Consider the following 24,576-nt stretch of genomic DNA (forward strand, 5'->3'; position numbering starts at 1 on the left):
AGTTTTTGAATTGAATGAAAGAAAAATAAAATATACAATAAAAGGATGGAGAGAAAGGGGAGAAAGACATGTTACGATTTGATCATCTCGTTCACGCAGTTCATGGTACACCGGAGGAAGCGGCAAAACAAATGCAGGAACTTGGATTTCATACTGTATTAGGCGGAGAGCATACGAATTGGGGTACTTGGAATAGTTTAAGTTATTTTGATTTATCATATATTGAATTTTTAGCAGTTCAACATGAAGAAAAAGCGAAAGAAGCAGAAAATCCATTAGTACAAGAAACAGTGGTGAAACTACAAAATGGAGAAGGAATGCTACAAATCGCGATCCGAACAGATGCAATTGAGGAGCTAGCAGTTAACTTTAATAAGTACGGCTTACATACGATAGGGCCATTTGAAGGGAAACGTATGAGAAAAGATGGCCGACTTTTAGAATGGAAAATGTTATTCGTTAAGCAAGAAGAGAACGGACCGAAATTACCTTTCTTTATACAGTGGAATGAAACGGACGAAGAAAGAAGAAACGATTTACGTAACAGTGGGACGATTACTGAACATAAAAACAAAGTGCAACAAATTGAAACGATTCATTACGCAGTAAAAAATGTTCGAGAAACAGTACGGAAATGGAAAGAAGTAATGGAGCTATCTACAAGCTTAGTTGTGAAAAATGAAAAATGGAATGCTGAGTGTCAAAGTGTAGTATTTGGAGATATTCATGTGCAGTTTTGTGAACCGATTGGAGAAGGGCTAGTACTAGAACATTTGAATAAGAATGGCGAAAATCCATTTGCAGTAGAGTTTAAAGGTGGAAATAAACGAGAACATGAAGTGCTAGGTAGTTTGTACATATATTAATAGAGGTGAACGTTGTGGAAGAAATACTTAGAGAGATAGAGAGAATACTAGAATGGCCTCGTATTGCAACGTGTACAGCTATTTCAAAAGGTTTTTCACATGAAGAGAAGTATAAAATTGAATTAAAGAATCAAGAAACCTATTTTGTAAAAGTATGTGATGCTGTTCATTTTGAACGTAAACAAGAAGAATATACGTATATGAAACAATTAGAGTCATTACATATTCCAACACCCAAGTTAATTCATTTCATAATAATTGAGAAATTAAATAAATGTGTTCAAGTATTTGAATGGACCCGAGGTATAAATGGTGAAGAAGGTTTAACGAAGTTATCGGTGGAAGAACAGTATATGGCAGGAAGAAAAGCAGGGGAAGTATTAAAGAGGATTCACTCAATTGAAAGAGAAAGTGCAAGTAATAAATGGGAAACATCTAGATGGAATAAATACGAAAGATACATAGAGGCACTAACAGATTACGAGGTGAATTTTCTGGATTTGAAGCCAGTATTAACCTTTGTAGAAAATCATAAAGATTTATTGGAAAATCGTCCAATAAGATTTTTACATGATGACTTCCATCCAGCAAATAGCATGATTCATAATAAGGAATTTATCGTTATCGATTTTGGTGGATATGATTTTGGTGATCCAATACACGATTTTTATAACGTAGCGATTTTTACTATAAGAATAAGTAAACCATTTGCGGTTGGACAAGTTCACGGTTATTTCGGAGGCGAACCATCGCTTCATTTTTGGAAACTGTATACATTGTACGTCGCGATGACATTCCCAGCGGATATCGTTTGGACGAATCGAAGTACACCGCATTTAGTAGATGATATGAAGGAAAGATTAAATGGAATTTTAGAAGATCATAATCATTTTTCATCTTATATTCCAAAATGGTATCAATCAAGCGAATTTAATAAATAAAGGAGTAATTTATATGGATAAAATAGCAGTAATTTCAGATATTCACGGTAATATTCAAGCATTAGAATCCGTGTTGAATGATATTAAATTAAGAGGGATCGAGCGCATTATTTGCCTTGGAGATTTAGTAGGAAAAGGACCTCATTCCAGTGAAGCAATTGAAATCATTCGTAAACAATGTGAAGTAGTCGTAATGGGAAACTGGGATGATTTTATTACAAAGCCGACTGAATTTGAAGCATTGAAATGGCATCAAAAACAATTATCGGAAGAACAAAATGACTATTTAAGAAACTTACCATTTTCAATCGAGTTTTATATGAGTGGGAAATTCATTCGTATGTTTCACGCTTCACCGAGAAGTTTATATGAAAGAATTCAACCACACGCTTCAAGAGAAGAACGTATTAGTATGTTCGAAAATAGTGATCTGACGGAAAATATAGAAGGGGAAAGAAAACCAGATGTCGTTTGTTACGGTGACGTTCACCAAGCGTTCGTTCAAAATTTCAGAGGGAAAACGTTATGTAATGCCGGTAGCGTAGGAAACCCGCTTGAAATAACGCAAGCTTCCTATTTAATATTTGAAGGGACTTACAATGAAAAAGAAGCAGCGAGCTTTTCTATTCAACTTGTACGAGTACCGTATGATATTGAATTAGCTATCAGACTAGCAGAAGAACTCGAAATGCCAGAAATTGAAGAATACAAACAAGAATTACGGACTGCTTTATATCGAGGGTTTAAGGGAAAGTAAGCTAATAATATATCAACGATTTTTCAAATATATCTATCATAACTTAAAATATATCAATGATTTTTTCGAGATATCAGCGATTCGAGAAAGGATATCAATTTACTGACAAATAGTGACATGAATTATTATCTATAATTATATTATGTCAACTAATTATAAAGGGAGATATCATGAACCGAAAACAACGAATCAAAGAAATTGCAGATCATATTGTAAAGCTAAACTTAACCCATCCAATAAGAGTTGGAGTAAGCGGTATTACAGCCTCAGGAAAAACAACATTTGCAAACGAACTAGCGGAAGAAATAAAAAAACGAGGATTACCAGTAACACGCGCCAGCATTGATGATTTTCATAATCCAAGAGTGATTCGCTATGCAAAAGGAAAAGAATCTGCAAGAGGGTATTATGAAGATGCACACGATTATACAGCTTTCAAAGAAAGATTATTAATGCCTTTAGGACCTAACGGGAATTTACAATATGAAACGATTTCTCATAACTTAATAACGGATATGCCTGTACATAATGAGCCGCTATTGGCCACGAAAAGTATGATATTAATAGTAGATGGAACGTTTCTATTGAAAAAAGACGCTGCGCATTTATTTGATTACAAAATCTTTGTAGATACAAATTTTGAGATTGCGAGAAAACGTGGTGCTAAGCGGGAAACTGAAGCTTTTGGAAGTTATGAAGAAGCAGAGAAGATGTTTTTAAACAGGTATCACGCGGCTTGTAAAATGTATATAGATGAGCATAATCCGAAAGAACTTGCAGATGTTTTATTTGAAAATAGTAAATTTGATGATCCAGTAGTTCTATTTAAAAGACATTAATACAGTTTATATAGGGGGAATGAACATTTGTTTAGATGGTTTCAAAAAAATAATAAAGTGAATGAAGAGAAGGATGGACAATATTTAGAAATCAAAAATGAACAGATAAATGAACAGTTAAAACAAAAAATAATGGAACTAGAGAGTATAAGTGAAGACATTTGCAGTAAGTATCAAAAAATATATGAAGAACGTTTTGCGCAAAATGGTAAATTAAATTTGAAGCTGTCAATTAAAAGAGATATAGACGGTGATGAATTAGAAGAACTAACATCTAAGAATTGTTTAGAGTATGAATATAGATCAGAAATTAATTTTGAATATGATGCTTCAAAATCATGGGAAGTCTGTACTATTTCGCTTTGGTATTATTACCAAGGATATCGAAAAAGTAGTAGCATAGGAACACTTTATAGCGGAACGATTAATGAATTAGAAGAAGAAGTTAAAGCAACATTGGAAGAACTGTTACATAGTGAAGATAATTAATGATTCCATTTTATATTGCGTTAAGAATGGGTTTAATTTTATGATACTAATAGGGAATAATTTAGGAAGAGAAATTTAAAGGGGATAAAAAAATGACAGAAGTACTAGAACTAAAAGAAGAACTACTACAAATTAAAAATAATAATTATGCTGTACCAGAAGACGTAGATGCATATCCATATGCGCAGTGGATGCTAGATTATATCGGATCACCAGATGCTGAATTACGTGATGATTTAATTTATAGTACGCTTCACACATGGATTACAAATGATGTATTTAGACAAAAAGAGTTAAGAGGATTAATGTTACAAGCAATTAGTCCTGATTATTTATTTTATAAAATTGGTGAAAAGGGAACAGACTCTGTATTTAAACGTGCATTCTCCGTATTAATTCCACCACTTATTTTATCTGTTCATGAAAGAGAACCGTTGTTATCCGAAGAACAACTGTACAGTGTAGCAGAACAAGTGCTGGAATATGTATATTTAGAAGAAGATGTAAGGGGCTATGTAGAAGGGAAAGGCTGGGCGCACTCTACTGCACATGCAGCAGATGCACTCGATGCTTTAGCACGTACAATCCAAAATCGTGAGTTCTCATATGCAATACTAGCTGCCGTTCGTCAGAAGGTCCGCTTACATGACTACGTATACATTCACTTTGAGGATGAGAGATTAGTAGCACCAATTATGTCGTTACGTAACCAAAATCTTTTAACTGAAGAAGAGTGGAGCAATTGGTTACATAGTATAGCAATTGTTGAAGACATCCCGCATCCTCAATATGATATTTTAGTACAAAATATTAGAGCTTTCTTAAGAAGTTTATATTTCAGAGCTTTAGAGACAGAGGGTAGTACAGCCTTTACAGATGATATATTGGAGACTTTAAAGGGTTTGCGTAGGTATTAAAAATTCGTTTTTCTAACAGAAAAGTACATAAAACCAACACCTCCCAACCATACTAATAAAATGTTTTGGAGGTGAGTTTAATGGACAAAAAAGACTTTGAAAAAGTATATAATGATTATTTACATCAAGGGGAAGAGCAAGCTCAATTTGAAATAGCTCAGGAAGTTACTTCAGGAGCAGAACAAATTGTTGCTGTTCGTAAAAATGATGAAGGTGATTTGATTGCTTTTAAAACAAGTAGCGGGAGAGAGTTAGATTATACGACTGCTCTTAGTGAAGCAAAATCAGGGAAGTTAGCTCATGTGGACGTATTTCATAAGTATGGCAGAGATATTATACGTAGTGAACCTGATGGAATAAAAGAAAATAACTTAGATAATTTACCTTCATTTTAAAGGGTAAACCTCAAGAAGAGAATGTTCATTACGATATTCTCTTCTTTGTTTTGCGAAGTTTTCCTTGCAAATAGACGATTCATTTTTAAAGTGCGATCATACTTTTAAAGAGCTCTCTAAATTTCTCTTTATCTTCTGCTGTAAATGGTTTCGGTCCCTTTGTACGTTTACCACTTTTTCGAACCATTGCACTTAAATATCGTGTTTGTAACAATTGTTCAATGTTATCATTCGTATACTTATAGCCTTTATGGTGTAGAACGATACAGCCTTTTGCTAAAGCGAGCGAAGCAAGACCGTAATCTTGTGTTACGATTAAATCTTCTTTTTTTGCTAACTGCATAATTCGGTAATCTGCAGCATCTGCTCCGGAATCAACATATATTGTTTCCACACCTTTAGGTTGCTGAGCATTAGAATAATGAGAAAAGCTAGTAACGAGCGTTACAGGGATTTCTGCATTCGTAGCTTCAAAAATAATTACATCTTTTACAGGACAAGCATCTGCATCAACGTAAATTTTCATTTTTACCACTCCTATAAAGTGAAACTTTAATCAGTGGGGGGTTCATCCTCCACTGATTATTAGTTGAACCAATCGGGCATTTACGGGCAGTTAATCTCCCACCTAACTTCTTTGTTACAGCTGAATTTTGAGCTGGGAGTTTTATTGCCCGTTAATGCGGGGTAACTAGGTTCGTGTTGATAATAATGGTAGATTTTTCTTTTGTCAAACGATAGGGCTTTATGTAAAGTTATTTTTCACAAACCAAAATAGCCTCCTGCAAACGAGAAATACCTTCCTCAATTTGATCAATATCCACTTTTCCATAAGATAAACGAATATAACCATCTTTCGCACCGAAAATACTACCGGGCATAAAGGCGATTTCTTGTTTTAAACTTTGCATAATAAGTTGCTTTTCATTTATTGGTTCTTTTAATTTTCCCCATATGTATATACCACCAGTCGGGTTTGAAAAAGAGATTTTATCATGAAGTTGCTCGTTTAGGGCGTGAACGATAACGTCTCTTTTTTCTGCTAATTGTTTTCGTAACGGTACGATATGAGAATGAAATGGTACAGTTTCGAAAAACTGCTGCATAAGCCACTGCGGGAATATGCTCATACCTAATTCCATTTGGTGCCGTGCGTCGGATAATCTTTCTACTACAGATTGCGGAGCAACGAGCCAGCCGACTCGTAATCCTGGCGCAATCATTTTTGATAAAGAATGTACATAAATAACTGTTCCATTTTCATCAATTGATTTTAAAGTAGGGCAAGGTTGTTTCTTTTCTAGCGTAAGTAAACTGGACGGATCATCTTCAACGATCGCAATTCGTAAGTCTGCACAAAGTGATAATAGTTTTTTTCTACGGTTTGGATGAAGCATCGTTCCCGTAGGATTTTGGAAGTTTGGATTTAAAAAGATCATTTTAATACGATGCTTTCTATATAATTCTTGCACATCGTCTGGATTAATACCATGTTCATCAACAGGTAACGGGAAAATACGAATACCTGCTGATTGGAATAGCGGTAAGGAATAACAGTGCGATGGACTTTCGAAAGCGACGGCATCACCTGGATTTAATAAACATTGCACGATAAGGTGTAAGGCTTGCTGTGCGCCAGATGTAATCATAATGGATTGTTCAGTTGCCTCAACTTTTAAATATTCTTTCATATATTTTACGATCGCTTGTCTTAGCGGGAGATAGCCTTGCGGATGATCATAACTTAATGAATGCGTTAACGGTTGTTCTCGTAAAATCGTTTGTAGTTGATCATGAGGATAGAGATTACAACCGAGCTCTCCGTTTGCAAAATCAATAATGTTTTCATTTTGTTGTACTTCTGCCCGAATATGGCGAAGTAACGGTAAGTTTGGTAAGAACGTACCGCCTTCTACGAAATTTCTCCAGTTCGGCGTTAATGTTGGAGAAACGCCCCACATATGTGTACTTACACGTGTACCTTTACCAGTCGTACTTTCTACAATTCCCATAGCACGTAGTTCGTTATAAGCAGTCGTTACTGTACTTCGGTTTACATTTAACTGTGTAGCTAATTTTCGTTCGGAAGGTAGGAAGCTTCCTGGAGGAAGTTCTCCGTATGTAATACGTTTTTCAATAAAGTCAACAACTTGCTGATAAATGGGGATTTTACTGTCGTTATCTAGCTTCCATTCCATACAAACGCCTCCGCATCTCTTATATACATTCAGTATAACAAATTGGCTGGGTAAAAAAACAGCCAATTGGACGGTGTTATATCCAGCCAATTTTACTATGCTAAATATGGAAGGGGAGATTCGGATGAAACGATGGCAAATGGAATGGCTCCTAGTATCTGTTGCATTAGTATGGGGAGCAAATTATACAATAGGAAAGTATGGCGTGGCATATATGTCATCCATTCAATTTAATAGTTTACGATTTTTAGTAGCATCACCGGTATTATTACTTATTACTTTTATGATGGAACGCTCATTACGTATTGAAAGAAAAGATTGGTTACGATTAGTAGCAGTCGGCATCGTTGGAACGACAATGTATCAAACGATGTTTATGCTATCTGTGAAATATACTTCAGCAACGAACGCTTCATTATTAATTGCAATGTCACCTATTTTTACAGGGATATTAGCAGTATTGCATAAACAAGAACGTTTTTCGATGAAAGTACAAATTGGCTCAATCGTAGCCTTTATTGGTGCAGCATTCGTTTTATTAACAGGACATACAGGAGGAGCTACTTACGAGTATGCGTGGCTCGGAAATATAATTGGATTAGTCGCAGCAATTGCGTGGGGATGGTATCCAATTTTAGCGCAACCACTCATTACAAAATACTCCGCAATGAGAGTTACATCATGGTCTACTTTAATTGGAATTGGACCTCTCGTTATATACTGTTTACTCAATGTAAGCACACTAACGTGGCCAGTAGATATGCCAAGCTGGGGATCACTAGCATATTCAATCGTCTTTGCGACCATATTCGGACTTGCAATGTGGTATGTCGGTATTAGTAAAATAGGCTCAACGAAAGTAATGGTTTATATGTATCTTGTGCCATTGTTTGCAGTGATCTTTGCGGCAGTAACCATTGGAGAGCAAATTAATTTGATGCAACTAGTTGGCGGGCTTATTATCTTCATCGGTTTATATGTTGTAAAAAAAGGTGGAATCAAAAAGCCAGCTCTCAATTTGAAAAAAGTAAGTTAACAGTAAAAATGATCTTTTTCATATAGAAGGAGATCATTTTTGTATTTGTAATAAAAGCGCTTGTTCAACGGCCCATTTTTGATGATCGTGTATGAGAAGCTCTATAGCATGCAATGGAGACATCCACCTTAGAACATGATCCTCCTCACAGTTTTCAGTTTGTTTCTGCACCATATTCGCAATATAAAAAAATCCATCGTTTAAATAATATATATCTTCCTTTTCTGCATAAAAATATCGAGCCGCATTACCGATATACTGATCAATTTTAATTGCCCATCCTAATTCCTCTAGTAGTTCACGGTGCAAACATTCTTCTTTTGTTTCATTACCTTCCATACCGCCACCAGGTAAAAAGTAACGGTCTCCTTTTTGGATAACAGCAATCTTTGAAGAAGATGATTGAAAAATAATCGCATAACAACTAGGCCTTAATGTATAATGAACGTTAATTTTTTTAGAGCCAAATGTGAGTTTTGAAATCATAAAACACGACCTTTCTCTATAAAATACATAAAAGGAATATTAAGGTAAATGCAGAATTGTATAAGTATAATCTTAACAGATTGGAGTGATAACAACATGATAAATCGAAAATGTTCAAGATGTAAAGAAATAACAGGTACGATGCACGGTGGTAAAAAAATTAAGGAAGAATTTCTATGTGAAGACTGTTTGCAAAAAGGAATTGAGAGCGGGGAAATCGAATTATCACAAGTGGAACAAGAAAAAACCTCGTATCTTTCTATAAAGATATTAAAAATAACGAGTGTTATTTATTTAATAGTATCAATTATAACTGCTTTTTCTGCTGGAGCATTTATACAAGATCCAGGGCTTGGTGGAATATCTTTTTCAATAACAGGTACAGTTGGTGTTATGATAATTGGATCCATATTCCAGTCTGTTCTTGTATTTTGCGGGATATGGGTATTCATCCTATTAGTAGAAACAGTCATTAAAATTTATGAAAAAATGAAGTGAGTGAGAGGGAGAAACATATGCGAGTAAGAAATATCCAAGGGGAAGATTATGTAAAGATTCATTCAGTTTTAAATGATTGGTGGGGCGGGAGAGACATGGTTGCCATGTTGCCAAAATTGTTTTTTGTTCACTTTCAAGAAACGAGTTTTATCATTGAAGAAGAGGGCGAAACGTTAGGTTTCTTATGCGGATTTTTTTCACAAACATATAAAGATGAAGCATACGTTCATTTTATCGGTGTAAATCCGAAGTATAGAAGAAGAGGAATCGCATCGACATTGTATTCTTATTTCTTTGATGTCGCTCGTGCAAATAATCGTACAGTTGTAAAAGCAATTACGTCACCAACTAATAAAAAGTCGATACAGTTTCATCAAGAAATTGGTTTTCGAATTGAGGCTGGGGATGATGAGGTAGAGGGTGTATCGGTACATACAAATTATGATGGGAATGGCGGGAGTAGAGTTTTATTTTTGAAAAATGTGTAGATAAAAGGGGAATGATTGCATGGATATGCAGCAACGGAGAATGTTAGTAGCAGGAATCGTTTTAGCAGTAGTGTTAGGGGTAGGCTATTTTTCGACAAACGTATTACAAACTTTCTCAATCGTATGTTTAGCAGTAGCGATTGTATTTGGGGTTATAGGGAGCATACAAAAGAAACGTCAAAACAAGAATTAAAAATTTGAAAATTTTATGATCCCTTAAAATTTCTCGTTTTAGGGTATTTGTTTTTCTTAGCTTAATGGCGATTGGATTGTATCACAAATTCTATTAAATTAAGTTTATATCAAAACACCATTCTTGCCCTGTTGTTGCAGACATAATGATATCTTTTTTTTTTTTGTTAATTTGATAGAAGTGAGTGGGATGTCAAAAGCAATTTCTGTAAAATAATTTCATCAAAAGAAGGGGATTTATATGCATTTTGAAAGAGATAGATATTTTTTACAGATGGCATTGGAAGAAGCTGAAATGGCATTAAAAGAAAATACATATCCAGTAGGAGCAGTTATTGTTGATGGAAATAATAATGTCATTGCAAGAGGAAGAAATAGAGTGCATCCACAAAAAGACATAACAGCTCACGCAGAGATAGACGCTATTCGCAATGCAGGGGAAGCAATGTTTGATGCAAAAATAAAAAATGAGAAGTTTACTATTTATAGCACGTTGGAACCGTGTCCAATGTGTACAGGAGGTATTTTATTCGCAAAAATACAGAGAGTAGTCTGGTTACTAAATGATGACTTAGGTTTTGGTGGATATAAAAAGATAAAAAATGCTTTAGTTTTCGAAGGGAAATTTAATAAAATCGACATAGTGGAAGAACCATTTGAAGACTTAAAAACAAGACAAAAAGAACTTATGAGACAATGGGAGCTAAATCCCAATAATATTATTAATTTGCGTAGGGCTATAAAAAAATAGTTGTTTCTTTCAATTAAATCGGGATGCTGCCACATTACCATCAATTTAAAAAATATAGTGAAATTATATCGATTTAACAATAGAATATGGAAGAATCTATTACGAATAGAAAGCCGTCCTAAAAGTATTCTAGGATGGTTCTTTTTGTTGTGAGGAGATAAAGAGTATGGAGAATAAACAGAGTAGAAATGAGTATGTAAGACGCATACATAAGGTTCAAGATTATATAGAATCAAACATAGACAGTTCACTATCCATTGAAGAGCTAGCTGATATAGCAGGATTTTCGAAGTATCATTTTCATCGGATTTTTAAAGGAATAGTTGATGAGCCATTATCTCGGTATGTGAATCGCTTGAAACTAGAAAGGGCAACACATCTACTTACATATCGCGCAGATATGACGATTACAGATATTGTGTATCACTTCGGATTCACAGATTCAGCAGTTTTCTCCCGAACATTTAAAAATTATTACGGCGTAAGTCCGTCTCAATATCGAAACGATAATAGCAAGAATTGCAAAGACGTAAGGGGAATTCCTCAATACAATGAATGTAAGAAGGTTCGAGGAAATGTTGAAATTGTAACAGCGGATAATATAAACGTCGCATACATAAGACATACAGGTACATATGAAGAGTTAGCTATAGCTTTTCCAAAAATGATAGAGAAATTATTTCATTACGCAGCGGGGGAAAACTATCATGTATTTGAGGATACGAAAGTATTAACCATTTACCACGATCATCATGAATTTACGGAGGACAATCATTTAAGAACTAGTTTATGTATAACAATTCCGAATGAGCCTGCAGTAGAAACGAACGACATTGGAATAATGGTAATACCTTCTGGAAAGTATGCGGTAGGTCATTTTGAAATATTCCAAGATGAATATAAAGGAGCGTGGGATTTCTTATATGGTGAGTGGCTTCCAAATAGCGGATATAAACCGAGAGATTCCTATCCTTTTGAAATGTATAAAAATGACCCAAGGCAGCACCAGGAAAATAAACATATAGTTGATATATATGTACCTATCGAACCTTTTTAATCATAGGTTAAAGGGGAATGAATAATGAAAACTGCTGAAAAGTTAGATCTAATTATAAAAGAAGAATACAAAAATATTAATGGTATGTTAGTAGTACAGAGAGGTAATATTGTTTTTGAAAAATATTATAACGGCCAAGGTCCAGATAATGCATTTCATGTAGCATCTGTCACAAAAACGATTATTTCTGCGTTAATTGGGATATGTGTAGATAAAGGCTATATAAAAAGTGTAGATCAAAAAGTAATAGAGTTTTTCCCTGAATATAAACGTACGGCATCTGCAGTAACAGTGAGACACTTACTTACAATGACAGCGCCATATCCTTTTGTAGACTGGCAGGAACCGTTAGAAGAATTATGTACACAACAGGATTGGGTACAGTATACACTTAATAGGATGGGGAATGGCGGAGAAATTGGATCTTTTAAATATTCATCTGCAGGAGCTCATTTATTATCAGCAATTATTACGAGCGTAACAGGAAAAAGTGCGCGTGAATTTGCGAATGAACAGCTATTTCAGTCACTCGGTATGAGAGAAATTCCAAACTATAATATGAAAGCATTTGGATTCGATGACTTATTCGGAAAAGATGTGAAAGGGTGGGTTCACGATCCAAATGGTATTTCGACAGGCGGATGGGGACTAACGTTAACTGTTAGGGATATGGCTAAGTTTGGACAGATGTATTTGAATGAAGGTATTCATAATGGAAAACAAATACTATCAAAATCATGGATAAAAGAATCAACAGAAATGAACCAAAATCAATATGGTTACTTATGGTGGTTTCGAGAAGAAGATGGAATCTTTTCATACTGTGCTATGGGTGACGGTGGGAATATGATTTGTTGTATTCCAGAGAAGGATTTGGTTGTAGTAATTGCTTCTGAAGCTATGCCGAATGCACGGGATAGATGGGAATTGATTGTGAAATATATTCTTCCTGGCATACAGTCAAATCAATAATGGTAGTAAAAAGATGGGGTGAATTTTGGTTTTATACCATCTTTTTGTTTTGTGACGTAAAGTTCATGGGAATGTAAGGGTTTTGTTAAAAGTGTAAATATTAGGGTTTTTTAATATAAAAAGTCTTTCTTTATGTATAATGGGGACAAGGCCTAAAAATACTTAAATATTTAAGTGAATATTTTAAAAAGGGAGATTAAGGATATATGAAAAGCTTACTTCCAAAAACTTTAGCTGTTACAGGATTAACTGCTTCTTTATTAGGTATGGTTTCTTCCGTTTCATTTGCTTCGATTAGTTGGGATAATAATGCAACGTGGACAGGAAGCGGAGCAAAAGCTAAGGCAACTGCCTATACTGCAAAAAAGGACGAACCTCATTTTTACAAGATGACTGTAAGAGCTAGCTTTGATGATGGGACTTCTAAAGAGTTAGCATTGTATGATGCTAAAATTTCAGATCGTATAAACGTTAGCGTTGCATCCAAAGGACCGGTGACCAGAGGTTATTCGGGTCATGAATGGATAATGGTAGGGGATAGTGCGTACACTTCTAAGGAAATGGTAATTAAATAAAAATCAACAAAAAACGTGAAAAAGGATACATACCTTTTTCACGGTTTTTAAAATGAGGAGGATATATGAATCTAGTATTAAAAGAAATAGTGGTGAACAAAACAATATTCATTATGCTATTTATTGGATTTGTATTGACAATATGGCCAATCCTGATCGCAATGTCGACGCGAGATTATTATGATGAGAAATTTTATGATAGTAAAAATGGTTATTTTAATTATTACTATTCAGTTCAACTTACTAATATGGGGGAAATCAATTTCGAACAATTTCAGACGTTAATAGAATCTGATTTTAAAAACGCTAGTGTTATTACAAATGATATTCGTATTACTATTCCGGATATCGGCCACGTAATAATGAATGGTCTCCTTAATAAAAATTGGTCTCCACCTTTGCTAAAAGGTTCTCAGATGGAACAAGATGAAAAAAATAGTGTAATAGTGGGGAAGAAAATTTATAAGGATATGGCAACAATAAAATTATTTAATAAGGAATATACAGTTAAAGGCGTAGCTGGAGAAAATACTGGATATGAGTATAATATTAAAATTTTCGTCTCTCTAAATGACATGCCAGATGAGGTGAAACAGATGATACAAAAAGATAATACATTCCAAATGATTGTTCGTTCTAATGAAAACCCTATCAAGGAAATAGAAACTTTCATACAGCATATGAAACAGAACAATAAAGATATAAATGCCAAAGTGATTAGTGAAAAAGAGAACTATGAAAAGGAAAAAAACTCAAGTGAAGCCGTAGAAGAGTTACTCAGTTTTCCATATAGGCTTTTATGTATAGCTTTCATTACCAATATAATAGTAAGTTATTATTGGATTTATACGAAGAAAAAAAGTTTGTCGTTAAGGAAAGCTTTGGGAGCAAGTAATATAAATTTTTTTATTTTTATATTTAGTCAATTATTTTTATGTGCAATCACTGCATCAGCCTGTGCAATATGCATACAATGGATTTTTAGCATTTTGAGTGAAAATATTATAGAGTTTACAAGTTATAGTATTAGTTTACAGTCTACTCATATTGTAATGTGTGTATTTCTTTCACTTACTATAGCTTTCATCCTCTCTGTAATACCATTTGTATATGTGCTTAAAAGTGAACCTGCTAAAGCATTAAAGGAGTAAAAATGATGAGAATAAAAAGTGCGTTCATAGCATTAAAAAAGAGATTTCTATTTTCCGTACTTCTTCTAATACAGATTACATTTGGATTAGCAACTCTAACGAGTTCAATTAATGTATTTTATAATTTACACCATCTAAACGATAAATCCAGCTCGGTATTAAATGTGGATAAAACATATTTAGTTACTTTTGAAATGACGACAGATAGATTACAAAGCAATCAATTTAATAAAGAGAAAATTCAAGCGGTTTATAATACAATTCATCAAAATAAAGATGTGATTTCGTATGGTACATACGAGGAGCGAGTTATTGAAATAGAGTCAAGTAATAGACCATTTCAAAACAGTATGATTACTGATTTGAAACATAAAACGTTTCACGATGAAAGACCTACTATTAAAACAATTTTTGTAGATGAAAATTACTATAAAATGTTACGTTTACCTTTAAAACCTGAAGAAGGTTTCTCGCATGATGACTTTCAAAAAAATAGTGAAGAAAAAACAAAAGTTTTAATGGGTTCTTACTTTAAGAAATATTTTCAAGTTGGAGATACAATTAATGATCGATATACAATTATAGGGTATTTGCCAGAAAATAAATTTATCGTAAATAATAATACGCCGAACACATATTTGAAGTTGGATTACGCAATGATAATGCCTATGTCATTTGATAGATTTGAAAAATATGAAGCAATGTTTTTAAGACTACATCAAAGTACAGTTTTATATTTACAAAAAGGTGCAGATGTAAAGAAACTAGAAGAATCAATTCAACTTAAAGGAAACGGCGGTACGTTTCATTTAAAAAGTTTAGGTGATGAAATAAATGAAGATGTTACTCTTAACGGCTATTCGGAAATACCTCAACTTATAGTAGGAATCTTATTCGTTGTATTCTCGATCGTCGGAATTGTAGTAACGACCATTGTTTCTATCTTGATGAGAAAGCGGGAATTTGGTATAAAAATAGCTTTTGGCGAAAGTAAATTTGGTATGTTTATTCAAATTGTTTTAGAGAACATTATTGTAGCAATAACTGGCTTAGGAATGTCGATAACTTACTTTTCATGGAGGTATGGGGTTCTATTACAAATGTCGAAGGATTTAAAGGAAGCAACGGTATTAGACTTTAAATTGGATATGCCTATATTGTTTTTAGTATTTCTATTCTTATTATTAATCATCGTTGTCTCGAATGTAATTGTCTTCTTATTTATTAGAAAGCTTGAACCGAAAACATTAATAGGTGGGATGGAATAATGGGGTTAATTGAACTAAAAGATATTAAGAAGGTGTATAGTAATAAGAATCATAATACGTTCGCGTTAAACGGTATAAATTTAACGATAAATAAGGGCGAAATTATAGCGGTAATGGGGCGATCAGGCTCAGGGAAGAGTACATTACTAAATGTTATAGGGTTAATTGATATGCCAAATGAGGGTGAATATATGTTAAATGGAAAATCATTAACTGAAATTAGAGCAAATAAAGTTCATAAAACAAGAAATGAAATGATTGGATTTATATTTCAATATTTTGCATTGTTAAAAGAACATACTGTACTAGATAATGTAGTGCTACCACTCACATATAGAAAGCTAAAGCAACGAGAAAGAGAAAATAAGGCGAAGTTCTATTTAGAAAAAGTAGGTTTAAAAGAATATATGCATAAAACACCGGACGAGCTATCAGGTGGACAACAGCAGCGCGTCGCAATTGCAAGAGCGTTAGTAGGTGAACCAGAATTAATATTGGCTGACGAACCGACAGGGAATTTAGATAGAAAAACAGGAGAAGAAATTATGAATTTGCTATTACAACTGAATGAAGAAGGACGAACGATTATTATTGTAACCCATGATATAGAAGTAGCGAATAAGTGTAATAGAATTATTGAGTTAGTTGATGGGGAAGTTGTGCGGAGTTAGTAATTCAACAATTATATCTAATTTAAGAATCCGTATTGATTAATTTTTCAAGATGGATTCTTTTTATTTGTAGGATTAAAGTAAAACAACAAATCCCCCGTAACTTTTTATGATAGAAATTCGTTTAACAAAAGAAACGATTTTTAATGAGGAATGGGGGAGAACAATGAAAATTTTAATACTAGGTGGTACACGATTTTTGGGAAGAGCTGTTGTAGAAGAGGCTTTGAACAGAGGGCATGAAGTTACATTATTTAACCGCGGAACAAACAAAGAAGTTTTTCCTGAAGTGGAGCAGCTGATCGGTGACAGAAATGGTGATGTATCAAGTTTAGAAAATCGAAAATGGGATGTTGTTGTGGATACATGTGGGTTTTCTCCGCATCACATTAGAAATGTTGGAGAAGTACTTAAAGATAATATTGAACACTATATATTCTTCTCAAGCCTTTCCGTATATAAAGATTGGATTCCGCATGACATAAAAGAAGACTATATATTACAACCTGAACCGACGGAAGAGCAAATAAAGGCTGTAGAGAATGGTGAAATATCTCCTTATGAGCATTATGGTGCGCTGAAAGTATTATGCGAAAAAGAAGCAGAGAAGTATTGGCCGGGGCGTGTTTTACACGTAAGAGCAGGACTTCTTTCAGGAATGTTCGATTATACAGATCGACTTCCATACTGGATCGGGCGTGTAGCAAAAGGAGGTAACGTGTTAGTTCCAGGAAGAAAAAATCGTCCAGTGCAGATAGTTGATATAAAAGATGTCGCGAGATTTGGACTCAACATGGCAGAAAATAATAAAGCAGGTACATTCAATATAACAGGTCCGAATGATGAATTGACGATGGAAGAGCTGTTAAATACGTGTAAAAAAGTTACGAATAGCGATGCTGAATTTGTTTGGGTAGACGAATCGTTTATGAGTGAACACAATGTGCAGCCTTGGACAGAAATGCCTTTGTGGATTCCAGAAACTTTCCCATTAGATGGTGAGACGAAGCCGTGGAGAGGCGGGTTTTCTATTTGTATCGAAAGTGCGGTTAATGAAGGGCTTACTTTTAAAAGAATAGACGAGACAGTTACAGATGTGTATGAGTGGATGGAGAGTACGGAAGAATGGGAATTAAAAGCAGGTATTTCAGGCGAGAGGGAGAAGGAATTGTTAGAAAGATGGTATCAATAAATTTAGCGGAGTTCTTTGAATATGCTTGATTGCACATAAGGAGGAAAAGGTGATGTGGAAAGACACCATTCACAGTATCTCATCAAATTTAAGCTTGAAAAACCCAGCTACGAAGGATGAACTTACTGATATACAAAAATGTTTACATGTGGAGTTACCGAATGATTTATATCAATTATTACAGGAAACAAACGGTATAGAAGGTGAATACGGTGACTTTATATGGTCTGCTTCAAAAATTAAAACTGAAAATATGAGTATGAGAAATATAGTTGATTTTAAGGATTTATACATGCCTTTTGACTGTTTATTATTTTTTGCTGATGGGGGAAATAGTGATTTGTTTGGCTATTCCATTTTGAATGGAAAAGTACAAAGAGATGATATATATGTATGGAACCATGAAAATGATAGTAGAACGTGGGTTGCTCCTTCTTTAAAGACTTTTATGGAGTGGTGGGAGAGTGGAAAGATGATAATTTAAATATAGTATCAAAAAAAGTGCCTTGTTACTAAAGAAACAAGGCACTTTTTCACGAATAATTAATCTACCACTCAATCGGTTCTTCTCCGTACATCTCCCATAGCTTAGGAAACATCTTTTTTAAACCTTCTTCATCATCTTCATTCCAGTCAAATTCAAAATCTACATCGTCGAATTCTTCATTAGATAAGACATGGTAAAGTGTAAAGTAAGTATCATCTTCGTCACCAGTTTTTTCTGCATATACAGTGAAACCGAAATATAAAGAAAGTTCTTCTATTTCTGGGACGTCATACTCACTCAAATTTTCTAATACAGGAATTAATCGTTCTGGATCTTCAATACAAGCTTCGTATGTCTCTTTTCCTTGATATAATAACCATCCGCGGAAGTAATCGAAAGTATCATCTGAACAACCACCCATAATAATATAGGCTGCTGCCCATAAACGGGAGGTATAGGAATCTTTCAAAAGACGATGCATATGCGTATCAAAAGCTACAATTTCATGTACTGTACGTTTAGCAAGGTGGGAAGTAAGCCATTCTATTTGTTCTTCTTGGTCTTCACCTTTCGTTTTTGCACGATTAAGTAGTTCCCAAAATTCTTCTTCTGTTATCGTTTTTTCTTTTATGTAATCTTCCCCAGGCAACGGGTCTGTATATCCCTTTTTACGTTTGGAAGCAATTAGTTTGTTAGCTTCTTTCATACATTCTTCTTCTGTTTCAAACTCTTTCGCTTTCACACTGCCAGCTGTGCCGATTTTTCCGTAAAACACAACATAGTCTTTTTCTTTCACAACGATTTTCCAAAACTTATTTGATTTCTCAGTTTGCTGGATTAATAACGTTTCCATCCGTACCCCCATAATGTTTTCTAGTGTGCAATTTGATTGTAACATATGTATATACACTTGTAACGATGAAAAGTAATGGTTCAGAAAATTAGGAAATGATTGAATGAAGTGAATAAATTTAGTAACCTTATTTGTACAGCAATTACATAATTGTTTTGTAATAATTCAATATTTGTATAAGGGGGGCGTTAAGATTGGATCTTACGTTTAAAGTAGAGGAAACATGTTTTAATTACCGCGTCGGAGCAATTTGTAAACTGGATAATAAAATACTTATTCTTCAAAACAAAGGGGAACATTATTGGTATGTACCAGGCGGAAGAGTGAAAATGCTAGAAAATAGTGAGGATGCGTTACAACGAGAACTTGCAGAAGAACTAGGTGTTCCTATTAAAGGGAAGAGATTAATATGGTCAGTAGAAAATTTCTTTACACTTTCTGAGCGAAAGTTTCATGAAATTAGTTTTTATTATGAAGTAGAGCTACATGAGTTACCTGCGAGTGGAACGGATCAATATATTTTGGAAGAAGAGGGTAGAACGTATTTGTTTAGATGGGTGCCAGTAGAAGAACTGCATACATATAACTTACAGCCTGCATTTATAAAAGAGAAAGTAAAGGATGTATCAGTTCACACAGAACATATCGTATTACAAAAGTAAATGTATTCGGAGGGGAAAATGGTGAAGGGAACTAAAAAAGAGGTACATATAAATGACAAAGTAATTCGTTACACACATATCAAAAAAGGCTCTAGTACCGTTTGCTTTATGTTTTCAGGTTCAGGATACAATTATGATAAGCCGTTATTTTATTACGCAACGATGTTAATGCTTGAACATAAAATAGATGTTGTACATATTCATTATTCTTATGATGGACAATTAATGAATAAACCAATGGAAGAAGTAACGAAAGTAATGATGGATGATATTAATCCTGTAATAAATGAAGTATTAAAAGATGAGCAATACAACGAGACTATGTTTTTAGGGAAGTCACTCGGAACAATTCCGATTGCAAATGATTTAATGAAGAGAGAAGAATTCGCGCAGTCAAAAATGATACTACTTACACCTTTACTGACGTTTGATACAATTTTTGATTCTATCTTACATAGTCGACACGAAGGGTTTTTAGTTATTGGGGATAAAGATCACCAATACAATGCAGATCAAATTGATCAGTTATATAAAACGAATTTACAGATTGAAGTTGTCAAAAATGCAAATCATTCTGTAAATGTTGGGGGATATGAAACGGAAAATTCAATTGAGGCTATAGCGAAAATAATAGGAAAACTTAAAGAAGTTGTTAGGACAAACTAACCTATTAATACATGCAAAAGAGGTGCGAATTGCACCTCTTTTACTTTAATAAGCCTTCAAAACATGAAGTAAATAATCCTTACGATTCAGCGGATTATAATCAACACGTTTTCGAGTAGGGAAGGGAGCCATAAGTTTTGTGAAACCAGCTGGCTTCGTTGTAAATATGCCTTCTCCTTCTGTAAATGAATGTAGTATTCGTTTGAAACTCTCTGTTTTCGCAACAGGTAATGATCCTGTTAACTGATAAGAATTGTTATTGAATATAGGCTCTGCAAAAGTTGCTGGAACGGCAGCGAGCTTATACATTGCGGTACTAATTGCTTGCTCCGGTACAGTTAATTCAAACGCATTAACTGGTTCATATACATATGTTGCAGCTTGTTTTAAAGCATCCATTAAAACGAGCGGTGTTAAGTTTCTAAAGTCACTCGCTGTTGTAACAGGACTAGCATAACCAGTATGTGTTAACGTGACGATAATATCTGTAACTTCCCACCCATATAATCCTTGTTTTAACGTTTGAAATACCGTATCTTCAATCGCTTTATGAAATGCTAAAGGTAGTGAGCCGAGCTCAACACCTAATTTATATGTTATACCGCAATTAAGTTCACCACGTTCAACTTTGAATCCGATTGTTGCGTAAAATGGATTCTCTTTTTCACCCATTACTTCAACAGAATTGCCTACGCCAATTGGTTTCTCGATACATACAACTCGCGTATTTGAAAAATTAACCTGCAAATTATATTTCTCATAAAGTGTTGTTTCAATTACTTCTTTTTGTACCTCACCGAAAAGGCGAATATATAGTTCATTATGAACATCGTCTTTCCAAACTTTAATGAGCGGATCTTCTTCACAGAGTTCCATAAGAACAGCGTATAAATTATGAATTAGCTCTTTAGGTACCGCATCAATGGCAGCTTCCATTTGTGGTTCGGCAAAGTGAATATCTTTTATATAATCCGTACGTTCACCGATAATATCACCAATTTTAATATCATTCAGCCCCCACACTTTACAAAACTCACCGCTAGGAACGGTAGAAGTTTGAACGGTATCTCCATTATGAAATAGGCACATTTTTTTTATCTTTTCTTTATGGAATAGAGACTTACTGCGCTGTATATTAACATATTTTCTAACATGTAAGCTACCTGAAAAAACTCTTATATAAGCAACCTTTTCTCCAGAAGGTTCACGTTCAATTTTAAAAACAACACCGGATAATGGTTCCTCTTGTGCCGATGTAAGAGCTGGAATGAGAGCCGGAAGTTTTTCAAGAAGTTCTGTTACGCCCATACCAGTCATTGCTGAACCGAAAAAGATTGGATACACATTCGCTTGCTGTATTTGCTGTTCTAGTTTTTCTCTTAATAGTGCGTCCGGTATTATTTCGTTATTTACATATGATTCAAGTAATGATTCATTAAATGGTGCTAACAGTTCCATACAATCGTCATATGATTTGTATTCAATGATCCGGGCTTCTTTCATTCCTTCGTTTAGAACAGAGTAGAAGGGGAATGCTTCATTTGAAAGAACCTCTTTTATTTGTTTCATAACTTTTTCACTGTTTGCGCCACTACGATCAATTTTATTAACGAATAAAATAGTCGGTATGTTTAGTTTCTGTAATGTGCGCATTAAAATTTTTGTTTGTGCTTGCACACCTTCAACGGCAGAGATAACTAAAATCGCACCGTCTAGAACGCGGAATGATCGCTCCACTTCAGCGATAAAATCAGCGTGTCCAGGTGTATCAATGACATTTACTTTTACAGCATCAATAAAGAAAGAAACGACAGATGCTTTAATCGTAATTCCGCGTTGTCTTTCTAATTCCATTGAGTCAGTTTGTGTATTACCACTATCTACTCGGCCAATTTCTTTAATCACATTCGTTTCATAAAGAATACGCTCAGTCAAACTCGTCTTGCCAGCGTCTACGTGCGCGACAATCCCTATATTTATTGTTGTCATTTGTGAATATCCTCATTTCATTTTCCATTTTCAATTCCTCATTTCTATTTGTATATTGCCGCATTATCAATCACTCTCCAGTTCTTTAAATTAGTATTATTATAGTGCAATTAACATTATTTGTAACGCTACAAAGCGCCTTAATTTGGAAAAAATAAAATGAAAACAAAATGCTTGCATTCTAAATCGATATAGATTATATTAATTGACATATCAACTATTGATACATCAAATGTTTTTATTTTGATTGTAAAGGAGGGTTAATTTGACAAGTTCATGCTCAAAAGAAGCGATTATTTTATATAAATTACACTTTCTAAATAAAGAAGTAAGTTCGAAATTTGAAGGGTGTACGGGTATGAGCCAGTCTCGATTAGAGCTTATACTTCAGTTATATGAAGTAGGTGAAATTAGTCAAAAAGCACTTCAACAAGAAGTGAATATTGATAATGCTGCGATAACAAGGCATTTAAAGCAGCTTGAGGCCAATGAAATGATTGTAAGACGTAAAAATCCAGATGATAACAGAATTACGTTAGTTTCTCTTACTGAAGAGGGACGAAATAAAATTCAAGCATTTCAAGAGGAAAAAGAACGTTTTGCAGCATCTGCATTTAAAGGATTAAGTGAGGAAGAACGCGATAATCTTTTAAATATGTTAAATCACATTCAAGAAAATATAAAAGAATTATAAAAAAGGGAGAATACAACTATGACTAACTCAGTAAAAACAAATGATTTTAACGAAATTTTAACAGGACGTCGTTCAATTCGTAAGTACGACCCTTCAGTGAAAATTAGCAAAGAAGAAATGACAGAAATTCTTACAGAAGCAACACTTGCACCATCTTCAGTAAACATGCAACCATGGAGATTCGTAGTGATTGAAAGTGACGAAGCGAAAGCAACACTTGCGCCACTTGCAAAATTCAATCAATCTCAAGTAGAAACATCTTCAGCAATGATCGCTTTATTTGGTGACTTAAACAACTTTGATAACGCAGAAGAAATTTATGGTACAGCAGTAGAGCGTGGACTTATGCCAGCAGAAGTAAAAGAAGATCAAATGAAAAAACTTTCAGCTTACTTCTCTATGGTTACACCAGAAGTAATGAAAGATACAGTATTAATTGACGGTGGTCTTGTAGCGATGCAATTTATGCTAGCAGCTCGTGCGCACGGTTATGACACTTGTCCAATTGGTGGATTTGAAAAAGACCAAATCGCAGAAGCGTTTGGACTAGATAAAGAACGCTACGTACCAGTAATGCTAATTTCAATCGGGAAAGCTGCTGACAGTGGTTACCAATCAGTACGTCTTCCAATTGACAAAGTTGCTGAGTGGAAGTAATCTAATTAGATCATAGAAATATATGGAATATGAAAGGGGAAACACCATGATTATTATTCACGCAATATTTCAAGTAGACCCAGCAAAACAACAAGCATTTTTAGAAGAAATTCAGCCACTCATTCATGGTTCAAGAGAAGAAAGTGGAAATGTATCTTATGACTTATATAAAGATACAGAAAAAGAAAGTGTTTATACGATGGTAGAAGTATGGAAAGATGAAGCAGCAGTTGCGAGCCATAATACGAGTGAACACTTCACATCTTTCGTTAGTAAAGCAGCACAATTTTTAACTGCTCCGCTTAATATAAAAGCTTATAATGGAGAATTAGTAAAATAATAAGGTAGAAAAAGATGACTTTAGCATATGGCTGAAGTCATCTTTTTTGTATAAGTAGAATCCATTTTGGACTCAGTTATGTTGATAGATAAGCGTTGCTCGCATCCTCAGTAACAGTGCTGAATTGTATGTTAAATTCGAACATTCGGTTTATTGGGATATTTTTCCGTGGTATAATTTTCTTGTAAATAAAAGGTAGAGGGGAGTAAGTAATGGGAGAATTTCAAAGTAATTTGCATACGGCAACGCAACTTGCAACGAAAATGAGAAATGCTTCAGATAGAATGCAAAGTGCTACTAGTCGCTCTATAAATAAGGCAACGCGTACGACACTATCTGTGAACTTCCAAGCACAAGAGGCAAATCAACAAAATTTACAGATCACGAAACAATTTTGTACTGCTTTTCAACAAACAATTGATAATATCCATTCCGTAGCAAATGAATTTGAGAAAATGGATACAGGACTTCAAAAGACTTTTCAATAAT

Annotated in this window: 31 protein-coding genes; 26 read left to right on the forward strand and 5 right to left on the reverse strand. The window is 34.3% G+C overall.

The features are described 5' to 3' along the window. Positions 1-68: 68 nt before the first annotated feature. The 7 genes from ACK1U5_RS03250 to ACK1U5_RS03280 all read left to right on the forward strand — a co-directional run bounded on the left by ACK1U5_RS03250 (position 69) and on the right by ACK1U5_RS03280 (position 5,204). Positions 69-866 carry a VOC family protein gene (locus tag ACK1U5_RS03250; protein WP_000943349.1) on the forward strand — a complete coding sequence of 266 codons (798 nt, stop codon included), beginning with the start codon at positions 69-71 and terminating at the stop codon, positions 864-866. Between the two features lie 14 nt (positions 867-880). Further along, on the forward strand, positions 881-1,807 hold the full coding sequence (locus tag ACK1U5_RS03255; protein ID WP_000391244.1) for an aminoglycoside phosphotransferase family protein: 927 nt from the start codon (positions 881-883) through the stop codon (positions 1,805-1,807). 13 nt (positions 1,808-1,820) lie between these two features. Beyond that, positions 1,821-2,564, forward strand: a complete 744-nt coding sequence (locus tag ACK1U5_RS03260) for a metallophosphoesterase family protein (protein ID WP_000357660.1) — start codon at positions 1,821-1,823, stop codon at positions 2,562-2,564. Positions 2,565-2,734: 170 nt separating this feature from the next. Next, the gene (locus ACK1U5_RS03265) at positions 2,735-3,403 is read left to right on the forward strand and encodes a uridine kinase (RefSeq protein WP_069604665.1); all 669 of its coding nucleotides are present in this window, start codon (positions 2,735-2,737) and stop codon (positions 3,401-3,403) included. 27 nt (positions 3,404-3,430) lie between these two features. Beyond that, on the forward strand, positions 3,431-3,892 hold the full coding sequence (locus ACK1U5_RS03270) for a hypothetical protein (protein WP_000490271.1): 462 nt from the start codon (positions 3,431-3,433) through the stop codon (positions 3,890-3,892). Between the two features lie 92 nt (positions 3,893-3,984). Further along, positions 3,985-4,809: a DUF2785 domain-containing protein gene (locus ACK1U5_RS03275; RefSeq protein ID WP_000141230.1), complete on the forward strand. Its 825-nt coding sequence runs from the start codon at positions 3,985-3,987 to the stop codon at positions 4,807-4,809. 80 nt (positions 4,810-4,889) lie between these two features. Beyond that, positions 4,890-5,204 (forward strand): DUF3892 domain-containing protein, encoded by a 315-nt coding sequence (locus tag ACK1U5_RS03280; protein ID WP_000358164.1) that lies wholly within the window; start codon positions 4,890-4,892, stop codon positions 5,202-5,204. Between the two features lie 85 nt (positions 5,205-5,289). Here the strand turns inward: ACK1U5_RS03280 and ACK1U5_RS03285 are convergent, their stop codons facing one another. Further along, positions 5,290-5,730: a YaiI/YqxD family protein gene (locus ACK1U5_RS03285; protein ID WP_000708769.1), complete on the reverse strand. Its 441-nt coding sequence runs from the start codon at positions 5,728-5,730 to the stop codon at positions 5,290-5,292. Between the two features lie 229 nt (positions 5,731-5,959). Continuing rightward, the gene (pdxR, locus tag ACK1U5_RS03290; RefSeq protein ID WP_069604666.1) at positions 5,960-7,402 is read right to left on the reverse strand and encodes a MocR-like pyridoxine biosynthesis transcription factor PdxR; all 1,443 of its coding nucleotides are present in this window, start codon (positions 7,400-7,402) and stop codon (positions 5,960-5,962) included. Positions 7,403-7,526: 124 nt separating this feature from the next. Here pdxR and ACK1U5_RS03295 point away from each other — a divergent pair, with 124 nt between their 5' ends. Then, entirely contained in the window at positions 7,527-8,438 is a 912-nt protein-coding gene (locus tag ACK1U5_RS03295; protein WP_069604667.1) for a DMT family transporter, read from the forward strand. A gap of 33 nt (positions 8,439-8,471) precedes the next feature. On the opposite strand, the gene ACK1U5_RS03300 is transcribed toward ACK1U5_RS03295, so the two are convergent. Beyond that, entirely contained in the window at positions 8,472-8,924 is a 453-nt protein-coding gene (locus tag ACK1U5_RS03300) for an NUDIX hydrolase (protein WP_048568590.1), read from the reverse strand. Between the two features lie 96 nt (positions 8,925-9,020). Between ACK1U5_RS03300 and ACK1U5_RS03305 the strand changes: the two genes are divergently transcribed. The 12 genes from ACK1U5_RS03305 to ACK1U5_RS03360 all read left to right on the forward strand — a co-directional run bounded on the left by ACK1U5_RS03305 (position 9,021) and on the right by ACK1U5_RS03360 (position 18,223). Further along, complete coding sequence (locus ACK1U5_RS03305) at positions 9,021-9,422, forward strand: DUF3980 domain-containing protein (protein ID WP_000610500.1); 402 nt, start codon at positions 9,021-9,023, stop codon at positions 9,420-9,422. Between the two features lie 17 nt (positions 9,423-9,439). Continuing rightward, a complete protein-coding gene (locus ACK1U5_RS03310) occupies positions 9,440-9,910 on the forward strand; it encodes a GNAT family N-acetyltransferase (protein WP_001266065.1) in 471 nt (156 codons plus the stop codon). A gap of 19 nt (positions 9,911-9,929) precedes the next feature. Then, entirely contained in the window at positions 9,930-10,103 is a 174-nt protein-coding gene (locus ACK1U5_RS03315) for a hypothetical protein (RefSeq protein WP_000367555.1), read from the forward strand. A gap of 240 nt (positions 10,104-10,343) precedes the next feature. Then, positions 10,344-10,853 (forward strand): nucleoside deaminase, encoded by a 510-nt coding sequence (locus ACK1U5_RS03320; protein WP_000545361.1) that lies wholly within the window; start codon positions 10,344-10,346, stop codon positions 10,851-10,853. Between the two features lie 166 nt (positions 10,854-11,019). Beyond that, the gene (locus tag ACK1U5_RS03325) at positions 11,020-11,910 is read left to right on the forward strand and encodes an AraC family transcriptional regulator (RefSeq protein ID WP_069604668.1); all 891 of its coding nucleotides are present in this window, start codon (positions 11,020-11,022) and stop codon (positions 11,908-11,910) included. A 24-nt stretch (positions 11,911-11,934) separates the two neighbouring features. Beyond that, a complete protein-coding gene (locus ACK1U5_RS03330) occupies positions 11,935-12,882 on the forward strand; it encodes a serine hydrolase domain-containing protein (protein WP_000844643.1) in 948 nt (315 codons plus the stop codon). 206 nt (positions 12,883-13,088) lie between these two features. Further along, positions 13,089-13,457 (forward strand): hypothetical protein, encoded by a 369-nt coding sequence (locus tag ACK1U5_RS03335; protein WP_000838682.1) that lies wholly within the window; start codon positions 13,089-13,091, stop codon positions 13,455-13,457. A gap of 65 nt (positions 13,458-13,522) precedes the next feature. After that, positions 13,523-14,608: an FtsX-like permease family protein gene (locus tag ACK1U5_RS03340; protein WP_050821933.1), complete on the forward strand. Its 1,086-nt coding sequence runs from the start codon at positions 13,523-13,525 to the stop codon at positions 14,606-14,608. Between the two features lie 2 nt (positions 14,609-14,610). Further along, entirely contained in the window at positions 14,611-15,876 is a 1,266-nt protein-coding gene (locus ACK1U5_RS03345) for an ABC transporter permease (RefSeq protein ID WP_223277244.1), read from the forward strand. Continuing rightward, positions 15,876-16,547 carry an ABC transporter ATP-binding protein gene (locus tag ACK1U5_RS03350; RefSeq protein WP_113710664.1) on the forward strand — a complete coding sequence of 224 codons (672 nt, stop codon included), beginning with the start codon at positions 15,876-15,878 and terminating at the stop codon, positions 16,545-16,547. The genes ACK1U5_RS03345 and ACK1U5_RS03350 overlap by 1 nt, the downstream gene beginning before the upstream one ends. A gap of 166 nt (positions 16,548-16,713) precedes the next feature. Then, on the forward strand, positions 16,714-17,739 hold the full coding sequence (locus ACK1U5_RS03355) for an SDR family oxidoreductase (protein ID WP_061139138.1): 1,026 nt from the start codon (positions 16,714-16,716) through the stop codon (positions 17,737-17,739). Positions 17,740-17,791: 52 nt separating this feature from the next. Then, entirely contained in the window at positions 17,792-18,223 is a 432-nt protein-coding gene (locus tag ACK1U5_RS03360) for an SMI1/KNR4 family protein (RefSeq protein ID WP_061139139.1), read from the forward strand. A 64-nt stretch (positions 18,224-18,287) separates the two neighbouring features. Here ACK1U5_RS03360 and ACK1U5_RS03365 read toward each other — a convergent pair whose 3' ends face one another. Further along, positions 18,288-19,079, reverse strand: coding sequence for a DUF4240 domain-containing protein (locus tag ACK1U5_RS03365; protein WP_000449110.1), 792 nt, complete (start codon positions 19,077-19,079; stop codon positions 18,288-18,290). A gap of 194 nt (positions 19,080-19,273) precedes the next feature. Here ACK1U5_RS03365 and ACK1U5_RS03370 point away from each other — a divergent pair, with 194 nt between their 5' ends. Together ACK1U5_RS03370 and ACK1U5_RS03375 are read left to right on the forward strand one after the other, a co-directional pair. Beyond that, on the forward strand, positions 19,274-19,741 hold the full coding sequence (locus ACK1U5_RS03370) for an NUDIX hydrolase (RefSeq protein ID WP_069604670.1): 468 nt from the start codon (positions 19,274-19,276) through the stop codon (positions 19,739-19,741). Next, a complete protein-coding gene (locus tag ACK1U5_RS03375) occupies positions 19,742-20,407 on the forward strand; it encodes an alpha/beta hydrolase (protein ID WP_113710665.1) in 666 nt (221 codons plus the stop codon). It abuts the gene before it with no gap. Between the two features lie 45 nt (positions 20,408-20,452). Here the strand turns inward: ACK1U5_RS03375 and ACK1U5_RS03380 are convergent, their stop codons facing one another. Next, positions 20,453-22,396 carry an elongation factor G gene (locus tag ACK1U5_RS03380; protein ID WP_069604671.1) on the reverse strand — a complete coding sequence of 648 codons (1,944 nt, stop codon included), beginning with the start codon at positions 22,394-22,396 and terminating at the stop codon, positions 20,453-20,455. Between the two features lie 265 nt (positions 22,397-22,661). Here ACK1U5_RS03380 and ACK1U5_RS03385 point away from each other — a divergent pair, with 265 nt between their 5' ends. The 4 genes from ACK1U5_RS03385 (at position 22,662) to ACK1U5_RS03400 (ending at position 24,575) form a co-directional block, all read left to right on the forward strand. Further along, positions 22,662-23,090, forward strand: a complete 429-nt coding sequence (locus ACK1U5_RS03385) for a MarR family winged helix-turn-helix transcriptional regulator (RefSeq protein WP_000204172.1) — start codon at positions 22,662-22,664, stop codon at positions 23,088-23,090. Between the two features lie 18 nt (positions 23,091-23,108). After that, positions 23,109-23,747: a nitroreductase family protein gene (locus tag ACK1U5_RS03390; RefSeq protein ID WP_000185390.1), complete on the forward strand. Its 639-nt coding sequence runs from the start codon at positions 23,109-23,111 to the stop codon at positions 23,745-23,747. A gap of 46 nt (positions 23,748-23,793) precedes the next feature. After that, positions 23,794-24,087, forward strand: coding sequence for a putative quinol monooxygenase (locus ACK1U5_RS03395; RefSeq protein WP_000583805.1), 294 nt, complete (start codon positions 23,794-23,796; stop codon positions 24,085-24,087). 212 nt (positions 24,088-24,299) lie between these two features. Then, positions 24,300-24,575 carry a TIGR04197 family type VII secretion effector gene (locus ACK1U5_RS03400; protein WP_000503641.1) on the forward strand — a complete coding sequence of 92 codons (276 nt, stop codon included), beginning with the start codon at positions 24,300-24,302 and terminating at the stop codon, positions 24,573-24,575. Position 24,576: the final 1 nt, after the last annotated feature.

It is taken from the genome of Bacillus sp. XB1, from assembly GCF_053557995.1.